27 protein-coding genes and 1 other RNA gene are annotated in these 22570 nt (G+C 66.5%); 9 read left to right on the top strand and 19 right to left on the bottom strand.

The features are described from left to right. Positions 1 to 95 precede the first annotated feature (95 nt). A complete protein-coding gene (locus OF829_RS14025; protein WP_264940709.1) occupies positions 96 to 1232 on the top strand; it encodes an aldose epimerase family protein in 1137 nt (378 codons plus the stop codon). 5 nt (positions 1233 to 1237) lie between these two features. Further along, positions 1238 to 2776, top strand: coding sequence for an alpha-N-arabinofuranosidase (locus OF829_RS14030; protein WP_264940710.1), 1539 nt, complete (start codon positions 1238 to 1240; stop codon positions 2774 to 2776). Here OF829_RS14030 and OF829_RS14035 read toward each other — a convergent pair. The 4 genes from OF829_RS14035 to OF829_RS14050 form a co-directional block, all read right to left on the bottom strand. After that, positions 2773 to 3537, bottom strand: a complete 765-nt coding sequence (locus tag OF829_RS14035; protein WP_264940711.1) for a hypothetical protein — start codon at positions 3535 to 3537, stop codon at positions 2773 to 2775. The genes OF829_RS14030 and OF829_RS14035 overlap by 4 nt on opposite strands. A 234-nt stretch (positions 3538 to 3771) precedes the next feature. After that, complete coding sequence (locus tag OF829_RS14040) at positions 3772 to 3918, bottom strand: lmo0937 family membrane protein (protein WP_264940878.1); 147 nt, start codon at positions 3916 to 3918, stop codon at positions 3772 to 3774. A gap of 62 nt (positions 3919 to 3980) precedes the next feature. Beyond that, on the bottom strand, positions 3981 to 4637 hold the full coding sequence (locus tag OF829_RS14045) for a glutathione S-transferase family protein (RefSeq protein ID WP_264940712.1): 657 nt from the start codon (positions 4635 to 4637) through the stop codon (positions 3981 to 3983). A gap of 56 nt (positions 4638 to 4693) precedes the next feature. Beyond that, positions 4694 to 5089 (bottom strand): M67 family metallopeptidase, encoded by a 396-nt coding sequence (locus tag OF829_RS14050; RefSeq protein ID WP_264940713.1) that lies wholly within the window; start codon positions 5087 to 5089, stop codon positions 4694 to 4696. 13 nt (positions 5090 to 5102) lie between these two features. Here OF829_RS14050 and OF829_RS14055 point away from each other — a divergent pair, with 13 nt between their 5' ends. From OF829_RS14055 to mtgA, 3 genes are all read left to right on the top strand, one after another. Next, a complete protein-coding gene (locus tag OF829_RS14055) occupies positions 5103 to 6065 on the top strand; it encodes an RluA family pseudouridine synthase (protein ID WP_264940714.1) in 963 nt (320 codons plus the stop codon). Positions 6066 to 6121: 56 nt separating this feature from the next. Then, the gene (rpoH, locus tag OF829_RS14060; protein ID WP_264940715.1) at positions 6122 to 7024 is read left to right on the top strand and encodes an RNA polymerase sigma factor RpoH; all 903 of its coding nucleotides are present in this window, start codon (positions 6122 to 6124) and stop codon (positions 7022 to 7024) included. A gap of 873 nt (positions 7025 to 7897) precedes the next feature. Further along, positions 7898 to 8572 carry a monofunctional biosynthetic peptidoglycan transglycosylase gene (gene mtgA / locus OF829_RS14065; protein ID WP_264940879.1) on the top strand — a complete coding sequence of 225 codons (675 nt, stop codon included), beginning with the start codon at positions 7898 to 7900 and terminating at the stop codon, positions 8570 to 8572. Positions 8573 to 8575: 3 nt separating this feature from the next. Here the strand turns inward: mtgA and OF829_RS14070 are convergent, their stop codons facing one another. From OF829_RS14070 to OF829_RS14080, 3 genes are all read right to left on the bottom strand, one after another. Further along, positions 8576 to 8869, bottom strand: a complete 294-nt coding sequence (locus OF829_RS14070; RefSeq protein ID WP_264940716.1) for a hypothetical protein — start codon at positions 8867 to 8869, stop codon at positions 8576 to 8578. A gap of 58 nt (positions 8870 to 8927) precedes the next feature. Beyond that, entirely contained in the window at positions 8928 to 9248 is a 321-nt protein-coding gene (locus OF829_RS14075) for a YbaB/EbfC family nucleoid-associated protein (RefSeq protein WP_264940717.1), read from the bottom strand. An 88-nt stretch (positions 9249 to 9336) separates the two neighbouring features. Next, positions 9337 to 10956: a DNA polymerase III subunit gamma/tau gene (locus tag OF829_RS14080; RefSeq protein WP_264940718.1), complete on the bottom strand. Its 1620-nt coding sequence runs from the start codon at positions 10954 to 10956 to the stop codon at positions 9337 to 9339. Between the two features lie 83 nt (positions 10957 to 11039). Here OF829_RS14080 and OF829_RS14085 point away from each other — a divergent pair, with 83 nt between their 5' ends. Next, positions 11040 to 11393, top strand: a complete 354-nt coding sequence (locus tag OF829_RS14085) for a DUF1428 domain-containing protein (RefSeq protein WP_264940719.1) — start codon at positions 11040 to 11042, stop codon at positions 11391 to 11393. A gap of 125 nt (positions 11394 to 11518) precedes the next feature. Continuing rightward, positions 11519 to 11920: an NAD(+)--rifampin ADP-ribosyltransferase gene (gene arr, locus OF829_RS14090; protein ID WP_264940720.1), complete on the top strand. Its 402-nt coding sequence runs from the start codon at positions 11519 to 11521 to the stop codon at positions 11918 to 11920. Positions 11921 to 11932: 12 nt separating this feature from the next. Here arr and ffs read toward each other — a convergent pair. The 6 genes from ffs to OF829_RS14120 form a co-directional block, all read right to left on the bottom strand. Continuing rightward, an RNA gene (gene ffs / locus OF829_RS14095) (signal recognition particle sRNA small type) lies at positions 11933 to 12026 on the bottom strand. Between the two features lie 61 nt (positions 12027 to 12087). Beyond that, a complete protein-coding gene (locus tag OF829_RS14100; RefSeq protein ID WP_264940721.1) occupies positions 12088 to 12384 on the bottom strand; it encodes a hypothetical protein in 297 nt (98 codons plus the stop codon). Between the two features lie 320 nt (positions 12385 to 12704). After that, positions 12705 to 13316, bottom strand: coding sequence for a hypothetical protein (locus tag OF829_RS14105; RefSeq protein WP_264940722.1), 612 nt, complete (start codon positions 13314 to 13316; stop codon positions 12705 to 12707). Next, complete coding sequence (locus OF829_RS14110; protein WP_264940723.1) at positions 13316 to 13648, bottom strand: 2Fe-2S iron-sulfur cluster-binding protein; 333 nt, start codon at positions 13646 to 13648, stop codon at positions 13316 to 13318. Before OF829_RS14110 ends, OF829_RS14105 begins: the two co-directional genes overlap by 1 nt. Further along, positions 13645 to 14739: a cysteine desulfurase family protein gene (locus OF829_RS14115; protein WP_264940724.1), complete on the bottom strand. Its 1095-nt coding sequence runs from the start codon at positions 14737 to 14739 to the stop codon at positions 13645 to 13647. The genes OF829_RS14110 and OF829_RS14115 overlap by 4 nt, the downstream gene beginning before the upstream one ends. After that, positions 14736 to 15788, bottom strand: coding sequence for a cysteine desulfurase family protein (locus tag OF829_RS14120; RefSeq protein ID WP_406701437.1), 1053 nt, complete (start codon positions 15786 to 15788; stop codon positions 14736 to 14738). The genes OF829_RS14115 and OF829_RS14120 overlap by 4 nt, the downstream gene beginning before the upstream one ends. 136 nt (positions 15789 to 15924) lie before the next feature. Between OF829_RS14120 and OF829_RS14125 the strand changes: the two genes are divergently transcribed. Next, positions 15925 to 16581, top strand: coding sequence for an alpha/beta hydrolase (locus tag OF829_RS14125; RefSeq protein ID WP_264940726.1), 657 nt, complete (start codon positions 15925 to 15927; stop codon positions 16579 to 16581). A 161-nt stretch (positions 16582 to 16742) separates the two neighbouring features. Here OF829_RS14125 and OF829_RS14130 read toward each other — a convergent pair whose 3' ends face one another. Genes OF829_RS14130 through OF829_RS14145 form a run of 4 tightly spaced genes read right to left on the bottom strand, consistent with a single transcriptional unit; the run spans position 16743 to position 18374 of the window. Continuing rightward, positions 16743 to 17036, bottom strand: coding sequence for a hypothetical protein (locus tag OF829_RS14130; protein WP_264940727.1), 294 nt, complete (start codon positions 17034 to 17036; stop codon positions 16743 to 16745). An 8-nt stretch (positions 17037 to 17044) separates the two neighbouring features. After that, entirely contained in the window at positions 17045 to 17224 is a 180-nt protein-coding gene (locus tag OF829_RS14135) for a hypothetical protein (RefSeq protein WP_264940728.1), read from the bottom strand. A gap of 3 nt (positions 17225 to 17227) precedes the next feature. Beyond that, entirely contained in the window at positions 17228 to 17401 is a 174-nt protein-coding gene (locus tag OF829_RS14140; RefSeq protein ID WP_264940729.1) for a hypothetical protein, read from the bottom strand. 4 nt (positions 17402 to 17405) lie between these two features. Beyond that, the gene (locus OF829_RS14145; RefSeq protein ID WP_264940730.1) at positions 17406 to 18374 is read right to left on the bottom strand and encodes a threonine ammonia-lyase; all 969 of its coding nucleotides are present in this window, start codon (positions 18372 to 18374) and stop codon (positions 17406 to 17408) included. A 148-nt stretch (positions 18375 to 18522) separates the two neighbouring features. Between OF829_RS14145 and OF829_RS14150 the strand changes: the two genes are divergently transcribed. Further along, complete coding sequence (locus tag OF829_RS14150; RefSeq protein WP_264940731.1) at positions 18523 to 19731, top strand: type III PLP-dependent enzyme; 1209 nt, start codon at positions 18523 to 18525, stop codon at positions 19729 to 19731. Positions 19732 to 20055: 324 nt separating this feature from the next. On the opposite strand, the gene OF829_RS14155 is transcribed toward OF829_RS14150, so the two are convergent. Further along, positions 20056 to 21231: a carboxynorspermidine decarboxylase gene (locus OF829_RS14155; RefSeq protein ID WP_264940732.1), complete on the bottom strand. Its 1176-nt coding sequence runs from the start codon at positions 21229 to 21231 to the stop codon at positions 20056 to 20058. A 69-nt stretch (positions 21232 to 21300) separates the two neighbouring features. Continuing rightward, entirely contained in the window at positions 21301 to 22506 is a 1206-nt protein-coding gene (locus OF829_RS14160) for a saccharopine dehydrogenase family protein (protein ID WP_264940733.1), read from the bottom strand. Positions 22507 to 22570 lie beyond the last annotated feature (64 nt).

Consider the following 22570-nt stretch of genomic DNA (forward strand, 5'->3'; position numbering starts at 1 on the left):
TCCGCACCCCCCGACCCCAACGCCCCTTGACTAAAAGGTACGAGTATTTTTTACCGCGATCACGCCCCGAAGCGGGCACCCAGGGGAGAATCACGATGCGCACCGCACTCTATTTCACCACGCTCGCCGCCGCGCTCGCGCTTCCCGCCGCCGCTCATGCCACCGACGCCAGCCGCGCACCCTTCGGCACGCTCAAGGACGGCACGCCGGTCGAGGCGATCACCCTCACCAATTCGCATCACATGCGCGTGCGCGTCATCAGCTATGGCGCGACGCTCCAGGCGGTCGAGGTGCCCGATCGCAAGGGGCGGATCGCCGACGTCGCGCTCGGCTATTCGAGCATCGGCGACTATCTCGACCATCCCAATTATTTCGGCGTCTCGGTCGGCCGCTTTGCCAACCGCATCCGCCTCGGCCGCTTCAGCATCGACGGCAACAGCTACCAGCTCGCCACCAACAACACCGTCAACGCGCTCCATGGCGGCGTGCAGGGCTTCGACAAGCGCCTGTGGAAGGTGGTCGAGGTCGCGAGCGGCCCCACTGCGCACGTCACCCTCTCCTATGTCAGCCCCGATGGCGAAGAGGGCTATCCCGGCACCCTCACCGTCACCGCCACCTATTCGCTCGACGAGACCAACAACCTCACCGTCGAATACAAGGCGACCACCGACAAACCCACGATCGTCAACCTGACCAACCACGCCTTGTGGAACCTGGCAGGCGAAGGATCGGGCAAGTCGGTCGATAGCCAGGTGCTGACCATCCCGGCGGACAGCTACAACCCGGTCGATGCCGGCTGGATCCCCACCGGCGAGTTCCGCTCCGTCGCGGGTACGCCCTTTGACTTCCGCAAGCCCATGGCGATCGGCGCACGCCTCCGCGATTCTCGCGACCCCCAGATCGCGGTCGGCCGTGGCTATGATCACAATTACGTCGTGGCCCGCACCGTATCGCCGAACCAGCACCTCCTCTCCCGGCTCGTGGACCCGGCGAGCGGCCGCGTGCTGACGATCACCTCGAACCAGCCCGGGGTGCAGGTCTATACCGGCAACTTCCTCGACGGCACCGTCTCGGGCAAGGGCCACACCCTCTACCGCCAGGGCGACGGCATCGCGCTCGAGCCGCAGATCTTCCCCGATACGCCAAACCGCCCCGAATTCGGCTCTGCACGCCTCGATCCGGGCCAGACCTACCGGAATGTCATGACCTTCAGCTTCTCGGTGGCCCGCTGATGCGCATGCTCAAGACCGCCCTCGCCGCGCTCGCGCTCGCCGCGACGCCCGCCGCGGCCGATCCCGTGCCGGTCACCATCGGCACCACGCCCGGCGCCACCATCAACCGAGACATCTTCGGCCAGTTCGCCGAGCATCTCGGCACCGGCATTTATGGCGGCGTCTGGGTCGGCCCGGATTCGCCCATCCCCAATGTCCGCGGCATCCGCAGTGACGTGGTGGCGGCGCTGCGCGCGCTCCACGTCCCCAATGTCCGCTGGCCCGGCGGCTGTTTCGCCGACGAATATCATTGGCGAAAGGGCATCGGCGCCCCCGCGCTGCGTCCCTCGACGCTCAACGCCAATTGGGGCGGCGTGATCGAGCCGAACACGTTCGGCACCCACGAGTTCATGGACTTCGCCGACCAGATCGGCGCCGAGATCTTCCTCTCGGTCAATATCGGCTCGGGCACGCCCGAGGAGGCGGCCGACTGGCTCGAATATATGACCGGCGACGGCCCCAGCACGCTCGCCAAGGAGCGCGCCGCCAACGGCCGCGCCAAGCCGTGGAACGTCAAATATCTCGGCCTCGGCAACGAGAATTGGGGCTGCGGCGGCGCCATGTCGAACGACCATTATGTCGAGGAAATGAAGCGCTTCGCCCATTACACCCGCAACCTGAACCCGGCCCAGACCGGCGCCAACGCGATGAAGCGCGTCGCGGTCGGCTGGGACAGCGGCAAGAGCGACTATACCGAATCGGTGATGCAGGCCTGGAAGAGCAAGGTCTGGAGCTGGGACATCGAAGGCATCTCGCTCCACAACTACACCGTCGCCGGCTGGCCCCCGCATTTGCCCAGCTCGAATTTCGGCGAGGATGACTATGCGAACCTGCTCGCGGACAATCAGCGCATGGACACGCTGATCGCCAAGCAGACCGCGATCATGGACCGCTACGATCCCGAGAAGAAGCTGTTCCTGGCGGTCGACGAATGGGGCGCCTGGCTCGCGCCCAATCCGGGCAGCAACCCCGGCTTCCTCCAGCAGCAGAATTCGATGCGCGACGCGATCCTCGCCGCGGTCGACATCAACGTCTTCATGCGCCACGCCGACCGCGTCCGCGTCGCCAATATCGCCCAGATGGCCAATGTCCTCCAGGCGATGGTGCTCACCGACGGTCCCCGCATGGTGCTCACCCCGACCTATCACGTCTTCCGGATGTACGTGCCCTTCCAGGACGCGGTCGCGGTGCCGGTAACCTATGCCGCCGGGACCTATACCCGCGGCAAATGGTCGATGCCCCGCCTCGATGCCTTCGCCGCGCGGGCAAAGGACGGCACGCTATGGCTCGCGGTGACCAATGTCGACCCGAACCAGCCGCTGGAGATCGCCCTCACCGGACGTTCGGCCAAGGGTGAGGTGCTCACCGCGCCCAAGGTGGATTCGATCAACACGTTCGACGCCCCCAACGCCGTGACGCCGAAGCCGATCGACGCGCGCGGCAGCGGCGGCCGGCTGGTGCTCACCCTCCCCGCGAAGTCGGTCGCGGTGGTGGCGATCCGCTAGAGCGCCGGCGGCGAAGCGGTCGTCCTCACGCCGAGATAGAAGGTCCCCGACCACGGCGTATCGCCCCCCAGCACGATCCCGCGCGGAACGCGCTGGGGTGGCTGCCATGCGCCGTCGTGCGCCCCGCATCCCTCGTCGGTGCAGTTCCACGCCGCACCGCCGTTCGACATGAGATTGAGGGTCAGCGTCTCGCCGCTCGGCAATAGCCCCGCCGCGGGCATGTAAGCCGTGCCCCCGAAATTCACCTCGCGCAGCATCGCATGGACATTGCCGACCAGCACCACCACCCGCGTGCTCGGATCGGGCGAAGCCGCGCGCAGCCGCTCGGCCATCATCACCTCATAGCGCGCCGGATCGAACGGCCCCGTCCATGCCGGCTGGAACGCCACCACCCGGCGCACCCGCCCCTCACGCACCAGCAGCCTCAGCCGCTCGAACAGCGCCAGATAAGCCAGGCTCGACCGCCCGTCGCGCGTCGTCCACATCCGCGCCTCGAGCAATGCCGCCTTCGCCGCCTCGCCCCCATCCGAGGCGATCCAGGCGTCGATCAGCGGCTGATCGCTCTCGAGCTGCTCCACCGCCGCGACCACGGGCCGCTGGTCGCCGGCATGGCATACCAGCTCGGCATAGGCCGCGGGCGCCTCGGCGGTCCCATGGCTTTCGCCGGCGACGATCCAGCGGGAGGGCCGCGCCCATAGCGCCTCCACCCCGGGCAGGTCGGGGCATGGGGCCAATGCAAGCGCCAGCGCGGCAGCGATCATCCCGGTCTCCTCTTCGGAAGCCCGAGCCTATGGCCGCCAACCAGGCCCGGCAATCGCCCGCGATTGGGGTACTAGCTTGTACGAGCGATGAATCCTCCCCCGCCAGGGGGAGGTGGCGCCGAAGGCGTCGGAGGGGGAGGACACGGCACAGACGTGGCCGCCGTCCTCCCCCTCCGTCACGCTGCGCGTGACACCTCCCCCTGGCGGGGGAGGATGCGTTGAATGTCGATCGCCCTAGACGACCCGGCGTCCGGTGAAGAGCTGGATCAGCCCCACCACCAGCGCGATCACCAGTAGGATATGGATCAGCCCCGCGCCGATATGGAGCGTGAACCCCAGCAGCCACAGAACCACCAGGATGACGACGACGGTCCAGAGCATCATACTCTCCTTGAAAACGTTTTCCTGCCAACGCGTTGCGCCGACGGAACGTTCCCGGGAGATCAGTCGCGGTCCGGCGCCCCCAACGGGAAATAGTGGCGATATTTCCGCCCCTCCTCCACTGCGCGCGCGAATGAAGGCCGCACCAGCAGCTTCGCGCGATAGGCCCGCACGGTCGGGAATTGCTCGCCGATCGGGTGCACCCAATCGGCATAGAAAAGCGAAGGCCCAGCCGCGCAATCGGCCATCGAGAAATCCTCGCCCGCCGCCCAGCTCCGCCCGCTCAGCCGTTCCTCCAGCCAGGCATAGGCGGTATCCAGCGCGGCCCGCGCCTTCTCCATCGCCTCGCCCTTGCGGTCCGCCTTCTCCGCCCGCAGCGCCTCGAATACGGGCCCCGACATGGCATTCATGACGTGGAGATCGAAGAACCGGTCCATGAACCGCACTTCGAGCGCGGCCTCGGGATCGGCGGGCACCATTCGCCGCGCTTCGCCGTGATGCAGGTCGAGATATTCGATGATGATCGAGGTCTCGGCCACCGTCCGCCCGTCATCCACCAGCACCGGAAACTTTCCGATCGGCCAGAGCTTCGCCAGTTCCTCCCCCACCCCCGGTTCTTCCACATTCCGGTAGGTGAAGGGCAATTCGCGCTCCCACAAAGCGGTCAGCACCTTCTGGCAATAGGAGGAGAAGGGGTGCGAATAGAGGGTGAGGGTCATGGCCAACTCCAATAGTAAGGTTTTTACCTAACCAATTACCGCCACCTTGACCAGCCCTAAAACACGCCCAAATCCACCGGCTCGAATCCCGGTCCCTGTGCCTGCCACGCCGTCACCGCCTCCCCCGCGACGATCAGCCACAGCTTCCCGTCCGCTTCCGCCATCGCCGCATCGGTCGCCGAGGGCGTCGCGTCCCCACGGGGATGCGAATGCCAGTATCCAACCAGTTTCGCCCCGCCCGCCCGCTCGGCCTTCAGCGCCGCGAACAAGGCCTTCGGGTCGATCTCGAACCGCGTCTCCGGCGTTTCCGACACATTCTCAGTCACTTGAACCGCATCGATCCGGTCCCTATCTCCAAACAGCAGCCCGCACGCCTCGCGCGGCGCCGCGTCCGCGGCCGCCCGCTGGATTGTGTCGATAACACACCTTGAAATCCTACACCGCGACCCCATTTATCGGAGCATAATGGACCGGGGGGTTTCTACAATCGAAGCTCGGATTTCGGACAGTGCCGATGGCTGGCGGCTCGACCGCGCCCTCGCCGACGCTGTCCCCTCTCTTTCCCGCGAACGTCTCAAAGCGCTGATCGCATCGGGCCTCGTCATCGGTCCCGATGGGCCCGCGCGCGATCCGTCTCGCAAGGCCGCGGCCGGCACGCTGTTCAGCGTGACCGTTCCCGCGCCCGCGCCGCTCGAGAACGAAGCGCAGGATATCGCGCTGAACATCGCGTATGAGGACGAAGACCTGATCGTGGTCGACAAACCCGCGGGCCTCGTCGTCCATCCCGCCGCCGGAAATCTCGACGGCACGCTGGTCAACGCGCTGCTCCATCATTGCGGCGGCAGCCTGTCGGGGATCGGCGGGGTCGCGCGGCCCGGAATCGTCCACCGGATCGACAAGGACACGTCGGGACTGATCGTGGTCGCCAAGACCGACGCCGCGCATCTCGGCCTCTCGGCCCAGTTCAAGGCGCACAGTATCGACCGCCGCTATCAGGCGATCGTGATCGGCCATCTGCGGATGCTCGCGGGAACGGTGGACGCCCCGCTCGGCCGCTCGTCGAGCAACCGCAAGAAGATGTCGGTGGTGCACGAAGGCCGCGGCAAGCATGCCGTGACCCATTGGCGCAAGCTGGAGGCGCTGCAGGGCGCCGACCTGGTCGAATGCAGGCTCGAAACGGGCCGCACGCATCAGGTCCGCGTGCATATGGCGTCGATCGGTCACCCCCTTGCGGGCGACCCCGCCTACGCCCGCCCCACCGGACAACTTGGGAGCCTGGGGCGCGTTTTGGAAACCTTGAATTTCCGGCGCCAGGCCTTGCACGCCGCGCATCTGGGGTTCATTCACCCCGTCAAAAGCATCGCTTTGTCCTTCGATAGCGAAATGCCGTCGGACATGCGGGAACTCTACAATAAACTCATCGTATGATTTTTACGGCGCATTGCCTCTTCTGGGATGCGCCCTGTTGAAAGGGAGAAGTGATCATGGCTAGCGGAAGCAACGTCCCTGCGACGATTCCCGCGCTTGGCGGTGAGGCAAGCCTCAACCGCTACCTTGCCGAGATCAAGAAGTTTCCGATCCTGGCGCCCGAGCAGGAATATATGCTCGCCAAGCGCTTCCAGGAGCATGGCGACCCCGAGGCCGCGGCCCAGCTCGTCACCTCGCATCTGCGCCTCGTGGCGAAGATCGCGATGGGCTATCGCGGCTACGGCCTGCCCGTCAGCGAGCTGATTTCCGAAGGGAATATCGGCCTGATGCAGGGCGTGAAGAAGTTCGAGCCCGATCGCGGCTTCCGCCTGGCGACCTATGCCATGTGGTGGATTCGCGCCTCGATCCAGGAATTCATCCTGCGCAGCTGGTCGCTCGTGAAGATGGGCACCACCGCGGCGCAGAAGAAGCTGTTCTTCAACCTGCGCCGGATGAAGGCCAAGCTCGACGCGTTCGAGGATGGCGATCTCTCCCCCGAAAATCTCGCCAAGATCGCCACCGATCTCGGCGTAACCGAGGAGGAAGTGACCTCGATGAACCGCCGCATGGCGATGGGCGGGGATACCTCGCTCAACGTCCCCATGCGCGAGGATGGCGAGGGCCAGTGGCAGGATTGGCTGCAGGACGACAGCGCGCTTCAGGACGAAGTCCTGGCCGAGACGCAGGAAGCCGATGTCCGCCACGAGATGCTCGTGTCGGCGATGTCGGACCTCAACGATCGCGAGCGCCACATCCTCACCGAGCGTCGCCTGACCGACGATCCCAAGACGCTCGAGGAACTCTCGCAGGTCTATAATGTCAGCCGCGAACGCGTCCGCCAGATCGAGGTGCGCGCGTTCGAAAAGCTGCAAAAGGCGATGATGCGGATTGCCGGCGAGAAAAGGCTGCTGACGGTTTGACCTTCCTAAGCCCCTCCCCTGAAAGGGAGGGGTTTTGAACCCTTGCAATGTTGGATTCCAAAGGCTTAGCTGGCCCAGCCGATCCCTGGCTGCTCTTTGAAACCGTCGATCGCAATCAGTTCGCCACAGACGATGTTCGCCGCCTTCCCGCCTCGCCGAAACATGCGGACCAGTGTCAAGTTAGTGTCAACTTTGACGCCGCCTCACGGCTTCGGCAGCGGCGCCAGTAAGTGCGAGCGCCCGCTCGCGCCGACGATCACCACCGCGTCATAGGTCCATACAGTGTGCCAACCATGCAACACACTGCGCCATCCCGGCACGCCTGACACAGGCTGAAACGCGATCGCCGTTGCCCCGCCCGGAACGATGAGTCATGCGTCCGCCATGGACGAGCCCGACCCGCCGCCCGAACCCGCGCCGCCCGAGGAGCCCGCCCAGCCGGAGCCCTTGGCGGAAGAGGCAATCGAGCCGGAAGCGGTCGAGCCCGAGCTCCCTTCGGAAGCCGAACTGGAGGTCATCGAGCCCGAGCCCCCTTCGGAGCCCGAGCCGGAAGCCGAGCCTGAGTCCCCTTCGGACCCCGAACCAGAAGCCGAGCCCGAAACCGGCCCCGAACCCGATCCCCAGCAGCAAGGGCGGCGGACCGGCGAGCGGATCGAACGCTATTTCCCGCCCCTCCCGGCGCCGGAGCCGCCCGCGCCGCGCGCCGTGCCGGTGCAGGTCCCGCCGCCGGTCGAATGGCCGCTCGCCGAGCCTTCCGAACCGCTCGGCCCCGGGCCGATGCCCGATCTCGAGCGGATCGAGCGCCCCGCCCGCCGCCCGCGCCCCGAGCCGCTTCCGCCGCCCGAGCCCAGGCGCAAGCGCCGCGCCTGGCCGATGCGCATCTTCGTCTGGCTGCTCAAGGCGGTGCTGATCTTCGTGATCGGATCGATCCTGTGGGTCGCCGCCTATCGCTTCGTGGCGCCGCCGGTCACCCTCACCATGATCGGCGATGCGATCGGCGGGCACGGTATCACCAAGAGCTGGATGCCGCTCGACCGGATCGACCCGAGCATGGCCCGCGCCGCGATCGCCGCCGAGGACGGACGCTTCTGCGAGCATTCGGGCTTCGACTACAAGGCGATCATGGCGGCCGCCGCGCGCAATGCCCGCGGCGGCAAGATCCGCGGCGGCTCGACGATCAGTCAGCAGACCGCCAAGAACGTCTTCCTGTGGCAAGGCGGCGGCTTCTTCCGCAAAGGGCTGGAGGCGTGGTTCACCCTGCTGATCGAGAATATCTGGGGCAAGCGCCGGATCATGGAGGTCTATCTCAACGTCGCCGAGACCGGGATCGGGACGTACGGCGTCAATGCCGGCGCACAACGCTATTTCGGCCATGACGCCAGCCGGATGAGCGACCGCGAGGCCGCGCTGATCGCCGCGGTGCTGCCGCTCCCCAAGAAGCGCGCCGCGATCGACCCCAAGGGCTTCACGCGGCGCTATGGCAATTCGATCAATGCCCGGATCGGCGTGGTCCGCGGCGACGGGCTCGATGGCTGCCTGAGGAAATAAGCCCTATTTCTTCTCCGGCTTCTTCTCGTTCCCGGTGATCGCGTCGCCGGCCTTCTCCGCGGCGTCGCCCACCTTGCCCGCGGCCTTTTCGACGCCCTTGGCGGCATCGCTGATCGCGTCGGTCTTCACTGCCTCGTTGCGGTTCTGATTGATCAGGTAGAAGGCGCCGATCGCCAGCGCGACGAGCAGGATGAAGCCGATCATCAGCCCCATCCCGCCCCCGCCGCCGCGGCGCTCGATGATCGTGGTCTGGCCCGGCGAATTGGGCGTGGTCGTGGTGGTGACGTCGTCGTCCATGGGAAACCTCCGTTGAAAACCTTGGCGGCTCAACGGATTGGACTTGCGGCCTGTTCCCTCAGAAGGGCAGCTTGAACCCGGGCGGGAGCGAAAGGCCGCTGGTCATCTTGCCCATTTCGGCCTGGCTGGCGGCATCGGCCTTGGCGCGGGCATCGTTGAACGCGGCGGCGAGCAGGTCCTCGAGCATGCCCTTCTCGGCCGGGTTGAGCAGCGAATCGTCGATATCCATCCCGATGATCCGCCCCTTGGCGCTGGCGCGGATCCTGACCAGCCCGCCGCCCGACACACCCTCGACCTCGATCGTGTCGAGAGTGGCCTGCGCCTTGGTCAGCTCGGCCTGGACGTTCTGCGCCATGGCCATCATCTTTTCGAGATCCATCTCAGTCAGCTTCCTTTAGCGTTGCGCGAAAAAGTGGTTGCCGGTTTTTCGCATAAGCAACGCGACAACAAACAAAAAGGAAGCGGGCTTACCCGCTTCCTGTTTTCGACCAGCCGGTCAGTTCCGCGCCCGGAAAGGCCTGCGTCGCCGCAGCGACCAGAGGCGAGGCCAATACGGCGTCGCGTTCCGCGGTCTCGGCCGCCTCCAGCGTCTCGCGCAGGCTTGGACTCCCGCCGCTTTCGGCGAGCACCAGCTTCCAGTGCCGCCCCGTATATTCGCGCAACGCCGCCGAGAGTTCCTTGCCGAAATCATGCGGCAGCGTGCGCGTCGCAGAAAATTCGATCTCGGGGGGCTCGAATCGGATCGGGCGGAGATAATCCTCGACCTGATGCGCCAGCGTCAGCCGCCCCTTGGCCTGGAGCAGATCGGCCAGCTCGCGCATGCTGCTCGGCCCGGCCTCGGCGGGCGCGGCGGGTGCGGCTGCGGGCGCACTTGCCATCACCGTGCCGTTCGCCAGCTGCTTTGCGAGCTCGCCCGGATCGGGGAGCTGCGAGGCGTGGATCACGCGCAGCAACGCCATCTCCGCCGCCTCGATCGGCAGTGCCGCGCGCGCCACCTCGTCATGTCCGCGCAGCAGCAGCTGCCAGAGGCGATGGAGCATCGGGAAGCTCAGCCCCGCCGCCCAGCGCTCGAGCGCCCTGATCTCCTCGGTCGATTGCCCGGCATTGGGATCGGTACCCAGCTTGACGATCGTGGTGCCGTGCACCGTCTCGAGCAACGTCCGTAGCACCGCCTGCGGATCGACGCCCAGATCATATTGCCCACGCAGCGACGCCAGCGCGGCCGCCGCGTCGCCCGCGAGCAGCAGCCCGAACAGGTCGCGGATCGCGCCCCGGTCCGACAGGCCGAGCATCCCCCGCACCGCATCGGCGCGGACCATGCCGCCTTCGATCGAGGCATGCGCGATCGCCTGATCGAGGATCGACAGCCCGTCGCGCGCCGACCCTTCCGCCGCGCGCGCGATCAGCGTCAGCGCCTCGGGCTCGGCCTCCACGCCCTCCGCCTCGCTCACCGCCGCGAAATGCGCCGCGAGCTTGTCCGCGGGAATGCGGCGCAGGTCGAAGCGCTGGCATCGCGACAACACCGTCACCGGCACCTTGTTCACCTCGGTGGTGGCGAACAGAAACTTCACATGCGCCGGCGGCTCCTCCAGCGTCTTGAGCAGGCCGTTGAACGCGGCCTTGGACAGCATATGGACTTCGTCGATGATGTAGATCTTGTAGCGCGCCGAGACCGCCGAATAGCGCGACGCCTCGATGATCTCGCGGATATCGTCGATGCCGGTGTGGCTCGCGGCGTCCATTTCGATCACGTCGATATGGCGCCCCTCGGCGATTGCGACGCAGGGCTCGCACACCCCGCACGGATCGATCGTGGGCCCGCCCTGCCCGTCCGGTCCGATGCAGTTGAGCGCCTTGGCGATGAGGCGGGCGGTCGAGGTCTTGCCGACCCCGCGCACCCCGGTGAGCAGGAAGGCATGCGCCAGCCGGTCGCGCTTGATCGCGTTGCCCAACGTCTGGACCATCGCATCCTGCCCGATCAGCTCGGCAAAGGTCTGCGGCCGGTATTTGCGCGCCAGGACACGATAGGCCTCGGCCTTGTGAGGCTGGGGCGGTTCGTCGAGGCCAAGCAGGGATTCGTCGCTCATTCTGGACCCACCCTAGCGGCGGAAACAGCGCGTGTCGAAGCCCGGTGGCGGTGTTAGATCGAGAAAAACAAGGAGCCGACCCCATGTATATCTGCGGCCTCGTCATCCCCGTCCCCGCCGAGCAGCAAGAGGCCTATCGCGCCTGGGCGGCGAACAGCGCGGGCATTTTCAAGCGCTATGGCTGTATCGAGATCGTCGAGGCCTGGGAGGATTTCGTCCCCGAAGGCAAGCACACCGATTTCCGCAAGGCGGTGGCAGCCGAACCCGGCGAGAAGATCGTCTTCACCTGGCAGATCTGGCCGAGCAGGGAAGCGCTCGATGCGGCCGAGGAGCGGATGCATGCCGAGGGCGTACTGGAAACCGATATCGAGGCGCCGTTCGACGCGGGCCGGATGATTTTGGGGTGCTTCGCGCCGCTCAGCGTGATCGGGCGCTAAAGGAGAGGCGGAATCACCCTCTCTTCCCGTAGAAATTGTATAACGCACATAGGGGCTTGCGGCAAGTCCCCCGCCTTGCCCCATATGCCTGCCCCTCGATTCGAACCTGCGAGGGAGATGCGGCAATGACCAGCGAGATCACGCAATATTATCACGGCACCAAGGCCGACCTGAAGCCGGGCGACCTGCTGTCCGCCGGGTTCAGCTCGAATTATGGGGTGCGGAAACAGGCGCCATGGATCTACCTCACCGGCACGCTGGATGCGGCGATCTGGGGGGCGGAGCTGGCGGCCGGGGAAGGCCGCGAGCGCATCTATATCGTCGAGCCCATGGGCGAGATTTTCGACGATCCCAACCTGACCGACAAGCGGTTTCCGGGAAATCCGACGCAGTCCTACCGGTCGCGCGATCCGCTCAGGATCGTCGGCGAGGTGGCCGCGTGGGAGGGGCATTCTGCCGAACGATTGGCCGAGATGCGGGCGATGCTCGCGCGGCTCGATGCGGAAGGGGTCGAGGCGATCGATTGAGCGCCCGGCGCGAGGTGAGAGCCGGGACGACCCGTGGCGAAATCGTTGTGGCTGCTTCCTTCCGGATCTGACCAGGTTGGCGACGACCACGTCCGCCCGACTCTCGCGCGGCCATATGGGGGAAGGCAGGGAGCGGCGCAAGTGCCGCCCCCTGTCCTCTCCGTGGCTTAGCGCCAATATTGGACCCGGCGGCAATCCCGGTGGCGCTGGCCATGGCGCCAATAGGTGCGGCAGGCGCGGCGCCAATAGCCGCGGCGATTGTCGTGACCGCGCCAATGGTGGCGGCCCTGATCATAGTGGCGGCGCTGATAATAGCGGCGGTCCTGATCGCCCACCGTGACGCGGACATGCGTCTGCGCCGGGGCCGGCGCGGCGTTGGCGGGGGCCGGCGCGGGGGCGGCGCTGGCCGCCCCGGGCACGATCAGCGCGAGGCCGGCCGCAGCAATAAGCGAAAGAATTTTCATGACATAGCTCTCCAGACTGGCAGAAATAAACCTGCCCTGTCTTGACGCTGCAACCGCCCGCATAGTTCCATCGCACGGTAAGCCCAGGAGCGGGCGGACCCGTCACTGCCCGTTGAAGGAACCCTCGGCCATAGCCTTCGAGCAGCCCCGAAAGCTGGTCCTCCAGGCCCCCGCCCAGCGCGATCATCGCGGCGCGGGCGGCGCCGAACATGACATGCGTAGGCTGGTTTACGGCTGTTTCTATGGACGGCCTCCGCTCGATCGAATGCGGAGGGAGGCTCTGCGCGATGAGCCTTCAAGTCAATGCAGGTTCGTGCACCCTATCCCAGCCTTTTCCCCTGCGCCCAGGCATTGGCGACGCGATCGGGATCGAGTTCCTCCATTCGCGCGGTCAGATGCGCGCCGGTGCCCCGGCGGCGCGTGTCGGCGGAGGCGGTGCGGCTGCGGCCCACCTCGGTCTGCACCAGCGAGACGAACTGCTTGAGGCTGTCCTCCGCCACCAGCCGCATCCGGACCCGCTCCTCGTCGCTCGCCCTGGGCCAGCGGCACGCGACCTGGTGCGCGGCGACGAGCTGGTCGAGGATCTCGGGCCGCTTGCCGCGATAGGCGCGGGGCTTCTCGCGCCCCTCCGAATAGGGCCCGGCGTTGCGAAAGAAGAGCCGCCCGCGTTCGGTCAACGCCGAGGTCTTGACCAGCACTTCGACGCGCAGCCGCTCGGCCTCGGCGGCGGGGATCGGCGGGTCGCCATGGATGGTGATCAGCAATAGCGTCTGGAGCGCGGTGATCGCCTCGGCCGCCCAATCGAACACGTCCTCGGTGCGCAATTCGTTCTTGCGGCTGCTACGCCAGCCCGCGAACAGCGCGAACGCGGTGAGGATGGCCGAGACGGTCGCCGCGATCGCCTCGGTATTGCCGGGGAGGAAGTCCAGCATCAGCGGCCCTGCATGTCGCGATGGCCGCTCGGCATGCGGACCGTCAGCCCGTCGAGCGCCGGTGTGAGCACGATCTGGCAGGCGAGCCGGCTGGTGCGGGTCGCGCCGATGGCGAGATCGAGCATGTCCTCTTCCTCCTCGGCCGCGGGCGGGAGCCGCGCGAAATCCTCCGCGGCGACGATAACATGGCAGGTCGAGCAGGCCATCTGCCCTTCGCACGTTCCCTCGAGCGGCTGGCCGTCGGCCTGTGCCACATCGAGAAGGATCGCGCCCTCCTCCGCGCCGACCATGCGCTCGGTGCCGTCGGTGCCGATGAAGCGGACGCGGATCATGCCGCGACCCTCTGCGCCCGCGCGGCTGCGTCGATCCGGTCGAGCGCGGTCATCAGCTCGTCCTCGCTGGTGTAGCGGCCGAAGCCGAGGCGGATGCTCGACTTGGCCTGTTTGTCGGTCAGGCCGATCGCGCGCAGCACATGGCTGGGGCGGCCCGATCCGCTGGCGCAGGCCGATCCGGCGGAGAAGGCGATGTCGCGCAGCTCGGACATCAGGCGCGCGACATCGAGGCCGTCGAGGCGGAGATTGAGATTGCCGGGATAGCGCTCGTCGCGCGATCCGTTGAGCGTCCAGCCGCGGCCGATCAGCGACCGGGCGCCGGCATCGAACAGCTGATGGACATGGGCATGGTCCGCGCCGAAGCGCTGCTTGGCGAGCGCAGCGGCGGCGCCGAAACCGGCGCACAGCGCGGGCGAGAGCGTGCCCGAACGGCCCGCCGGCTCCTGCCCGCCGCCATGGAGCAGGGGTTCGAGCGTGACGCCGTCGCGGATCCACAGCGCGCCGATGCCCTTGGGCCCATGGATCTTGTGCGCGGAGATCGCGATCAGGTCGCATTCCTCGGGGATCCGCACCCGCCCATAGCCCTGGACGGCGTCGCACAGGAACAAGGCGCCGGCCTCGTGTGCGAGCGCGGCGAGCTGGGCGACGGGCTGGATCGTGCCGATCTCGTTGTTCACCAGCATCGCGGCGACGAGCCCGGTGCCCGGCTTGATCGCGGCGCGGACGGCCGGGAAATCGACCAGCCCGTCACTGTTCACCGGCACCACCGTCACCTCGCGGCCTTTGGCGGCCAACGCCTCGACCGTGTCGAGCACCGCGGCATGCTCGGTGGCGAGCGTGACGATCGGGCCGCTGGTTCCCTTGATCGCCCAGTTGAGCGCCTCGGTCGCGCCACTGGTGAAGCTCACATCGCCGCTGTCGGGCAGCAGGTCCGCCACCTGATCCCGCGCCACCGCCACCGCCACCCGCGCCGCGCGGCCGGGGGCGTGGGCGGAGTGCGGATTGGCGAAGTTGGTCTCGAGCCAGGGGCGCATCGCGGCGAAGGCCTCGGGCGCGAGCGGGGTGGTGGCCTGGTAATCGAGATAGATCATGCGTTGGCCTTGGCCTGTTCTGCGGCTTCGCGATAGGCGGCAGCGAAGGCATCGAGTTCCTCGGGCGTTGTCGACCACCCGAGGCTTACCCGGATCGTGCGGTCGGCAACCTCGTCCGGCACGCCGAAACCCTTGAGCGCACGGCTGCGCTTGAGCGTGCCCGACGAGCAGGCGCTCCCCGCCGACACCGCGAAGCCCAGCGCATCGAAGCGGATCAGCTGCGCGGCGGCGCTCATACGGCTCATGGCGACGGCGAAGATGTGTGCACACTGAACGCCCTGCTGGATCACCTCGCTATCATCGCCGTAGAGCAGATCCTTGAAGGCGAAACGCTGCTCTACGCTCGTTCCCCAGCTGTCGTCGTCGCCGGCTTCGAGTGCCGCAGCCAAGCCCAGCGCCCCGGGCAGATTTTCGGTCCCGCCCCGATAGCCGAACTCCTGCCCGCCGCCCGGCTCAATCAGCGCCAGATCACGAACCAGTAGCGCGCCGATCCCTGGCGGCCCGCCCAGCTTGTGCGCGGACAAGGCGATCAGGTCGGCAGGAGGCAGCGGGTATTTGCCAGCGGATTGCGAACAATCGCTGAGAAGGATGCCGCCCGCCTCGCGCACCTCCTCGATGGCCGGGTTGCGCGCAAAGGGCAGCAGATTCGTGCCGGTCTCCGAGTTGATCGACTGGATCGCGACGAGCGCCTTTCCACTCCGCTTCAGATAGTCTCGCAGGAAATCCGTGTCGGGCGTGGCCGGCATGGAGACTTGGTCGTCCTGGAACAGCGGCAGCACATCCGCCCCCGGCGCCGCCCGGAACACGGCGTCATGCTCCACCGCCGACACCAACCGCCGCTCCGCCTTCGCCCGCCCCAAGGCGATCGCCAGCGCCTCGCTCGCGCCCGAGGTGAAGATCAGTTCCCCCTCCCAGCCGAGCGCCGCCTTGATCCTTGCGCGGGCATCCTCCAGCGCCGCGCGCGCCGCCCTGCCCTCCGCATGCGGCGACGACGGGTTGGCCCAGCGCGCCATGCCTTCCGCTACCGCCGCCACAGCCTCGGGGCGCATCGGAGTGGTCGCGGCATGGTCGAGGTAGATGCGCTGGATCACGGTCTCTCGTTTCAATTGCGCCGGAGCGCCCGCTGCCTATATAGCGCGCAACTCAAAGCGCTCCACCGGCGCCACCCAGAATTCAAGGTCCCCGATGCCCGAAGTCATCTTCCCCGGTCCCGAAGGCCGCCTCGAAGGCCGTTTCGCCCCCGCTCCGCGCCCCCGGGCGCCTGTCGCGATGATCCTCCATCCGCACCCCAATGCGGGCGGCACGATGAACAACCGCATCGTCCAGGAGCTCTACAAGACCTTCCAGCGCCGCGGCTTCGCGACGTTGCGCTTCAATTTTCGCGGCGTCGGCAAGAGCCAGGGCGTGTTCGACAACGGCATCGGCGAACTGTCCGACGCGGCCAGCGCGCTCGACTGGGTGCAGAGCTTCCACCCCGAAGCCTCGACCACCTGGATCGCAGGCTTCAGCTTCGGCGCGTGGATCGGCATGCAGCTGCTGATGCGCCGCCCGGAGATTCGCGGCTTCATCTCGATCGCGCCGCCGGCGAACATGTACGATTTCACCTTCCTCGCGCCCTGTCCCTCGTCGGGGATCATCATCCAGGGCGAGAATGACGAGGTCGCCTCACCGGGCGCGACCCAGAAGCTGGTCGATAAGCTGCGCACCCAGAAGCACATCACCATCCACCACGATACCATTCCGGGCGCGAACCATTTCTTCGAACATGAGATGGACGATCTGATGGGCAGCGTGGACAAATATCTGGACATGCGGCTGGACCCGAATTCGCCGATCCGCTGAGGGGCGCCGGCGAAGTGATTGGCGCCAGCTAATCGCGAGCGAACTAGGTGCCCCCGGCCGGCGGCGCCGTCAGCGCCGGCCGATGGCATGGGCTTTGCCCATGCCCGGCCTCAACCCAACCCGTCACCCCGGCCTTGAGCCGGGGGTGACGAAGGTTGCGGTCAGTCCTCGTCGTCCCAATCATTCTGGTATGGCGACCATGGCTGGCCGGCAGCGGTACGGGTTGCCGACCAGCCGGGCGGAATATGCGCAATCTCCTGAAGCTCAGGATGGCGGTCCAGGACGGTCGACATGGCCACAACCATGCCATCTGCTGTGTCATGCACCTCCCCATCCATGAACGCCCATGAATGGTCATCGTCATAGTGAGTGACGAGCAGGACAGGCGCGCCATCGATCACCGAGCGGACGGTAATGCAGGCAGCATTTCGCACCTGATCGAACTTCCAGTCCATCCCGCCCCTCACACGGTCCAGATCAGCACATTCCCCACGATCACCACGGCGCAGACCAGCATCAGCACGCCCTTGAGCCTGTTCCCGCGGCGGAACGCCATCCACCACGATCCCCAGACGAGCCCGAACGCACCGAGCATCATCACGCTCAGCATCACCGAGGCGAGGATGCCCGGCTGGTGCGGCACGCTTCAGAAAATCCAGCGCACCAGCAGCACGATCGCTGCCAGGATCGCCGCGTAGAGCGCCATCACGCGCATGTCGCGCCGGTAGATGATGCGCAGCACGCCATAGACCGAATGCGTCAACAGCCACGACCAGCCGCTCATCAACGCCGCCGCCACATTGCCCGAAACCCGCGCCATCGTCTCAATCCTTCGAATTCAATACCTGCGCATATGCGTCCGGATCGACGTTTCCGCCAGATAGGACGACCAAGGTTCCTGGCCGCGCCTCGATCTTGCGCGCCAGCAGCGCCGCCAGCGCCGCCGCGCCGCCGGGCTCGACCACCAGCTTGAGCGTGCGCGCCGCCCAGCGCTGCGCCTCGCGGATTTCGAACTCGGTCACCGCCAGCCCGGTGACCCCGCGCCGCGAAAGCACGTCGAAGGTGAGCGGCGACACGAGCGGTGTCTGGAGCGCATCGCAGGCGGTAGGCGGGGGATTCTCCCCCACCGGCTCGATCCAGCCCGCTTCGAGGCTGCGGCGCATATCGTCCCAGCCCTCGGGCTCGACCACGGTGATCTCCGATTCGGGGAGCGCCAGCGTGATCCCCGCCGCCAGCCCCCCGCCGCCGCACGGCACGATCACATGCACCGGATCGGGCAGCTTCATCTCGACCGACTGGGTCATCGCCTCGATGCCGATGCTCCCCTGCCCCTCGATGATCCAGGCATCGTCGAAGCTCGGCACCAGGGTCGCGCCGCGGGCATGGGCGAGGTGCGCGGCGATCTTCTCGCGGCTCTCGGTCTTGCGGTCATATTTGACCACCTCGGCCCCCAGCGCGAGCGTCGCGTCGAGCTTCACCTTCGGCGCGTCGGCCGGCATCACGATCACCGCGGGGATCCCCAGCCGCTTCGCCGCCCAGGCGACTCCCTGTGCGTGATTGCCCGAGGAAAAGGCGACCACGCCCTTTTCGCGCGTCCCCGCGTCCAGAGCCGTCAGCCGGTGCCACGCCCCGCGGATTTTGAACGCGCCGACCGGCTGCAGCATCTCCGCCTTGAACGCGACCGGCACGCCCCGGATTTCCGCAATCAATAGAGGAGTTTGCGGCAATATTGCCGCGATCTTTGCTGCGGCGTCCCGCACCCCCGCCCGCGTTGGCTGTCGCAAAATCGTCACTATCCACCCCCGCCGGAAAAATACGGACCCGGAATCACTTTACACGTTAACCCGCCGATCCTATGTGCGCCTTCCGCTGCCCCATGGGACTTCCAACCGCAAGGCAGCTTTTCACCGTACGCCGAAAGGCAATTGGAGGTCCCTTGAGTTGCACAAGCATCATAGCGCGCTGGGGTTAGCTACCACCCTTCGTCCGGTCCAGCCGGTCACGCTCATTCGCCCGCACGCCGCACGGCGCGCCGCCCGATTCTTCGTCGAGAAGTTTCCGGGCCGCTCGATGTACGCCGTGAAGGCCAATCCCTCGCCGGATCTGCTCCAGATCCTGTGGGACAGCGGAATCACGCATTACGACGTCGCCTCGATCGCCGAGGTGCGGCTCGTCGCCAAGACGCTGCCCGCCGCGACCCTGTGCTTCATGCATCCGGTCAAGGCTGAGGAGGCGATCGAGGAGGCCTATTTCCAGCACGGCGTCCGCACTTTCAGCCTCGATTCGCTCGACGAGCTCGAGAAGATCGTCCGCGCCACGCGTGAAGCGCAGGACCTGACTTTGTGCGTCCGCCTGCGCGTCTCGTCGGACCTCTCGAAGCTCAGCCTCGCGTCGAAGTTCGGCTGTTCGGCGACCGAAGCCAAGGCGCTGCTCCAGGCGACGCGCCAGGCGGCGGATTCGCTCGGCATCTGCTTCCATGTGGGCAGCCAGGCCATGTCGCCCGACGCCTATGCCCAGGCGATGGAGCGCGTGCGCCTCGCGATCGTCGAGGCCTCGGTGCTGGTCGATGTGATCGATGTCGGCGGCGGTTTCCCGTCGCTCTATCCCGACATGGAGCCCCCCGCACTCGAGCATTATTTCCGCACGATCCACCGCGCGTTCGAGGATCTGCCGATCTCCTATTCGGCCGAACTCTGGTGCGAGCCGGGCCGCGCGCTGTGCGCCGAGTACAGCTCGCTGCTGGTCCGCGTCGAGCGGCGCCGCGGCGACGAGCTGTACATCAATGACGGCGCCTATGGCGCGCTGTTCGACGCCGCGCATCTGGGCTGGCGCTTCCCGGTCAAGCTGCTCCGCGAGGGGGCCAGCAAGGCCGAGGAGACCGAGTACAGCTTCTATGGCCCCACCTGCGACGATCTCGATCACATGGCGGGCCCGTTCGTACTGCCAGCGGACGTGCAGGCCGGCGACTATATCGAGATCGGCATGCTCGGCGCGTACGGCTCGGCGATGCGCACCGCGTTCAACGGCTTCGGTACGGAGCAGGTGGCGATGGTCGATGACGAGCCGATGGCGACGCTCTATTCGGGTGCGCTCGAACTGGCGAGCAACGTGGTGCGGCTCGACGAGGTTCGGCGCAGGCTGCGGCGCTGAGCGGCCATCACTGAAAACCGGAAAGGCGGGGGCTTCGGTCCCCGCCTTTTTGTTCAGGACCGAGTCCGGCTCCCAGGCCCTTGCAATGTGGGATTTCGCCTGCTTGGCTCGCGCGGCCGGTTGCTCCGGCCGCTCTTTGACACTGTCGATCTGCACCAAGCGAACCAAGCGCATCCTTCCGGAAACTGCGCGGCGGCAAACATGCGTGTTGGTGCGATCTTCATGTGACCTTCCAAATGCCGGGACGGTTCAAACCACCGTTTTCGCCTAACCTTCGCCTAACCTTCCAAATGCTGGGACGGCCCAGTCCGGGGCGCTGGTACCCTAGCTCAGCCGGTCGCGGAAGCTTTCCCAACCGAATTCGCGGACGATCTGAAGGCTGTCGTCGCGGCTGTCCCACAGCGCGATGGCAGGCAGCGGCACGCCGTTGAAAGTGGTCGTCTTGACCATCGAATAATGCGCCTGGTCGAGGAACGCGAAGCGCTGGCCCGCTGCCGGAAGCGCGGCGAAGCGATAGTCGCCGATGATATCGCCCGCCAGGCACGAGGGGCCGCCCAGCCGCACCGCCACGCCCTCACCACCCGCTTCGCCCAGCATCTTGGGGCGGTAGGGCGCTTCGATCACATCGGGCATGTGGCAGGTCGCCGAGATATCGACCACGCCGATCGGCATGCCATTGTCGAACAGATCGACAAACTCGCCGACCAGGATACCCGCATCGAGCGCGATCGCCTCGCCGGGTTCGAGCACGACGTCGAGGCCGGTTTCGGCACGGACCTGCTGGAGGAACGCGACCAGGTCGTCACGCTGATAATCGGCGCGGGTGATGTGATGCCCGCCGCCGAAATTGAGCCATTTGAGCTGGCCGAAATAGGGCGCGAGGCGCGGACGCAGCGCTTCCCAGGTGCGGCGCAGCGGCGGGAAATCCTGTTCGCACAGCGAGTGAACATGGATGCCGTCAACGCCCTCCAGATGCTCGGACCGAAGCTGATCGGCAGGAAAGCCGAGGCGCGAGTGCGGCTGGGCAGGATCGTATTTGGCGACCTCGCCCTCGCTATGCATCGGGTTGAGCCGCAGCCCCACGTCGAACGCCTCTCCGCGCGCGCGCGCCGACGCGAGCTCGCCCGCCATCGCGCGTCCCTGGTTCGGCGTGTTGAAGATCACATGATCGGACAGCCGGCAGATCTCGGCCATGTCCGCGGCCTTGTATCCCGCGCAATAGGTCGCGACCTCACCCTTGTAGTGCCCCGCCGCCAGCCGCGCCTCCCACAGCCCCGAGGTGGCGACACCGTCGAGATATTCCCCGACCAGATCACCCAGCGACCACATCGAAAAAGCCTTGAGCGCGAGCAGCAGCTTGATCCCCGCCCGGTCGCGCACGTCCGCCAGGGTCGCGAGGTTGCGCTCGATCGCGGCCCTGTCGACCACGAAGCAGGGTGACGGCACGCGCGACAGATCGAAGTCCGCGAACGCGCCCGCGCTGCCGGCTTTGGTCGTCATCGGTGGCGTGTGGCGGGTGTCCATAACTCCCTCTCCCAACCCTCTCCCCGGAGGGGAGAGGGCCAGAGGTCAAAACTTCAGCGGCCCGTCCAGCTCATGCACCTGCCACGGCAGGCCGTGCGCATTCAGCATCGCCATGAACGGATCGGGATCGAACTGCTCGATGTTGAACACGCCCTTCCCCGCCCAGGCGCCCTCGAGCATCAGCGAGGCGCCGATCATCGCGGGGACGCCGGTGGTATAGCTCACCGCCTGGTTGCCGGTCTCGGCGAAGGCTTCCTCGTGATCGCAGACATTGTAGACATAGACGGTCTTCTCCGCCCCGTCCTTCACGCCGGTCGCGATGTCGCCGATATTGGTCTTGCCCTTGGTGGTGGTGCCCAAAGTCGAGGGTTCGGGCAGCACGGCCTTGAGGAACTGGAGCGGGATCACCTCGCGCCCCTCGTACATCACCGGCTCGATCGAGGTCATGCCGACATTCTGCAGCACGCGCAGATGCGTCAGATACTGGTCGCCAAAGGTCATCCAGAAGCGGATGCGCTGGATCTCGGGATAGAAGCGCGCGAGGCTCTCCAGTTCCTCGTGATACATCAGGTACATGTTCTTGGTGCCGACCTGGTCGAACTGGAACACCTGGCGCGTCGAAAGCGCGGGGGTCTCGATCCACTGGCCCTTCTCGTAATGCCGCGCGGGGGCGGTGATCTCGCGGATGTTGATCTCGGGATTGAAGTTGGTCGCGAAATGCTGGCCGTGATCGCCGCCGTTGCAGTCGAGGATGTCGAGCGTGTCGATCCGGTCGAGGAGATGCTTCTTGATATGCCCCGCAAACACGCTGGTGACGCCCGGATCGAAGCCCGAGCCGAGCAGCGCCATCAGCCCCGCCTTCTCGAAGCGCTCATGATAGTCCCACTGCCACGAATATTGGAACCGCGCCTCGTCACGCGGCTCGTAGTTGGCGGTGTCGAGATAATCGACGCCGGTCTTGAGGCAGGCCTCCATCAGGTTGAGGTCCTGATAGGGAAGCGCCAGGTTGACGAGCAGCTTGGGGCGAACCCGCTCGATCAGCGCGGCGGTCGCGGCGACATCGTCGGCGTCCACCTCGGCGGTGTCGATCGTCGCGCCGAAGCGCGCCTTGACCGATTCGGCGATCGCATCGCACTTGAACTTGCGGCGGCTGGCGAGCGTGACCTTCCCGAACAATTCGGGGTTCTTCGCCATCTTGTGCACTGCGACCGACGACACGCCGCCGGCGCCGATGACCAGAACGTCCTTCACCTGATTCTCCGTCAATAGGGGGTTGGGGCGCCTCATATGGGACCGGGGGGCGGGATGCAAACGG

The organism is Sphingomonas caeni, assembly GCF_026013415.1.
Classification (GTDB): Bacteria; Pseudomonadota; Alphaproteobacteria; order Sphingomonadales; family Sphingomonadaceae; genus Sphingomonas; species Sphingomonas caeni.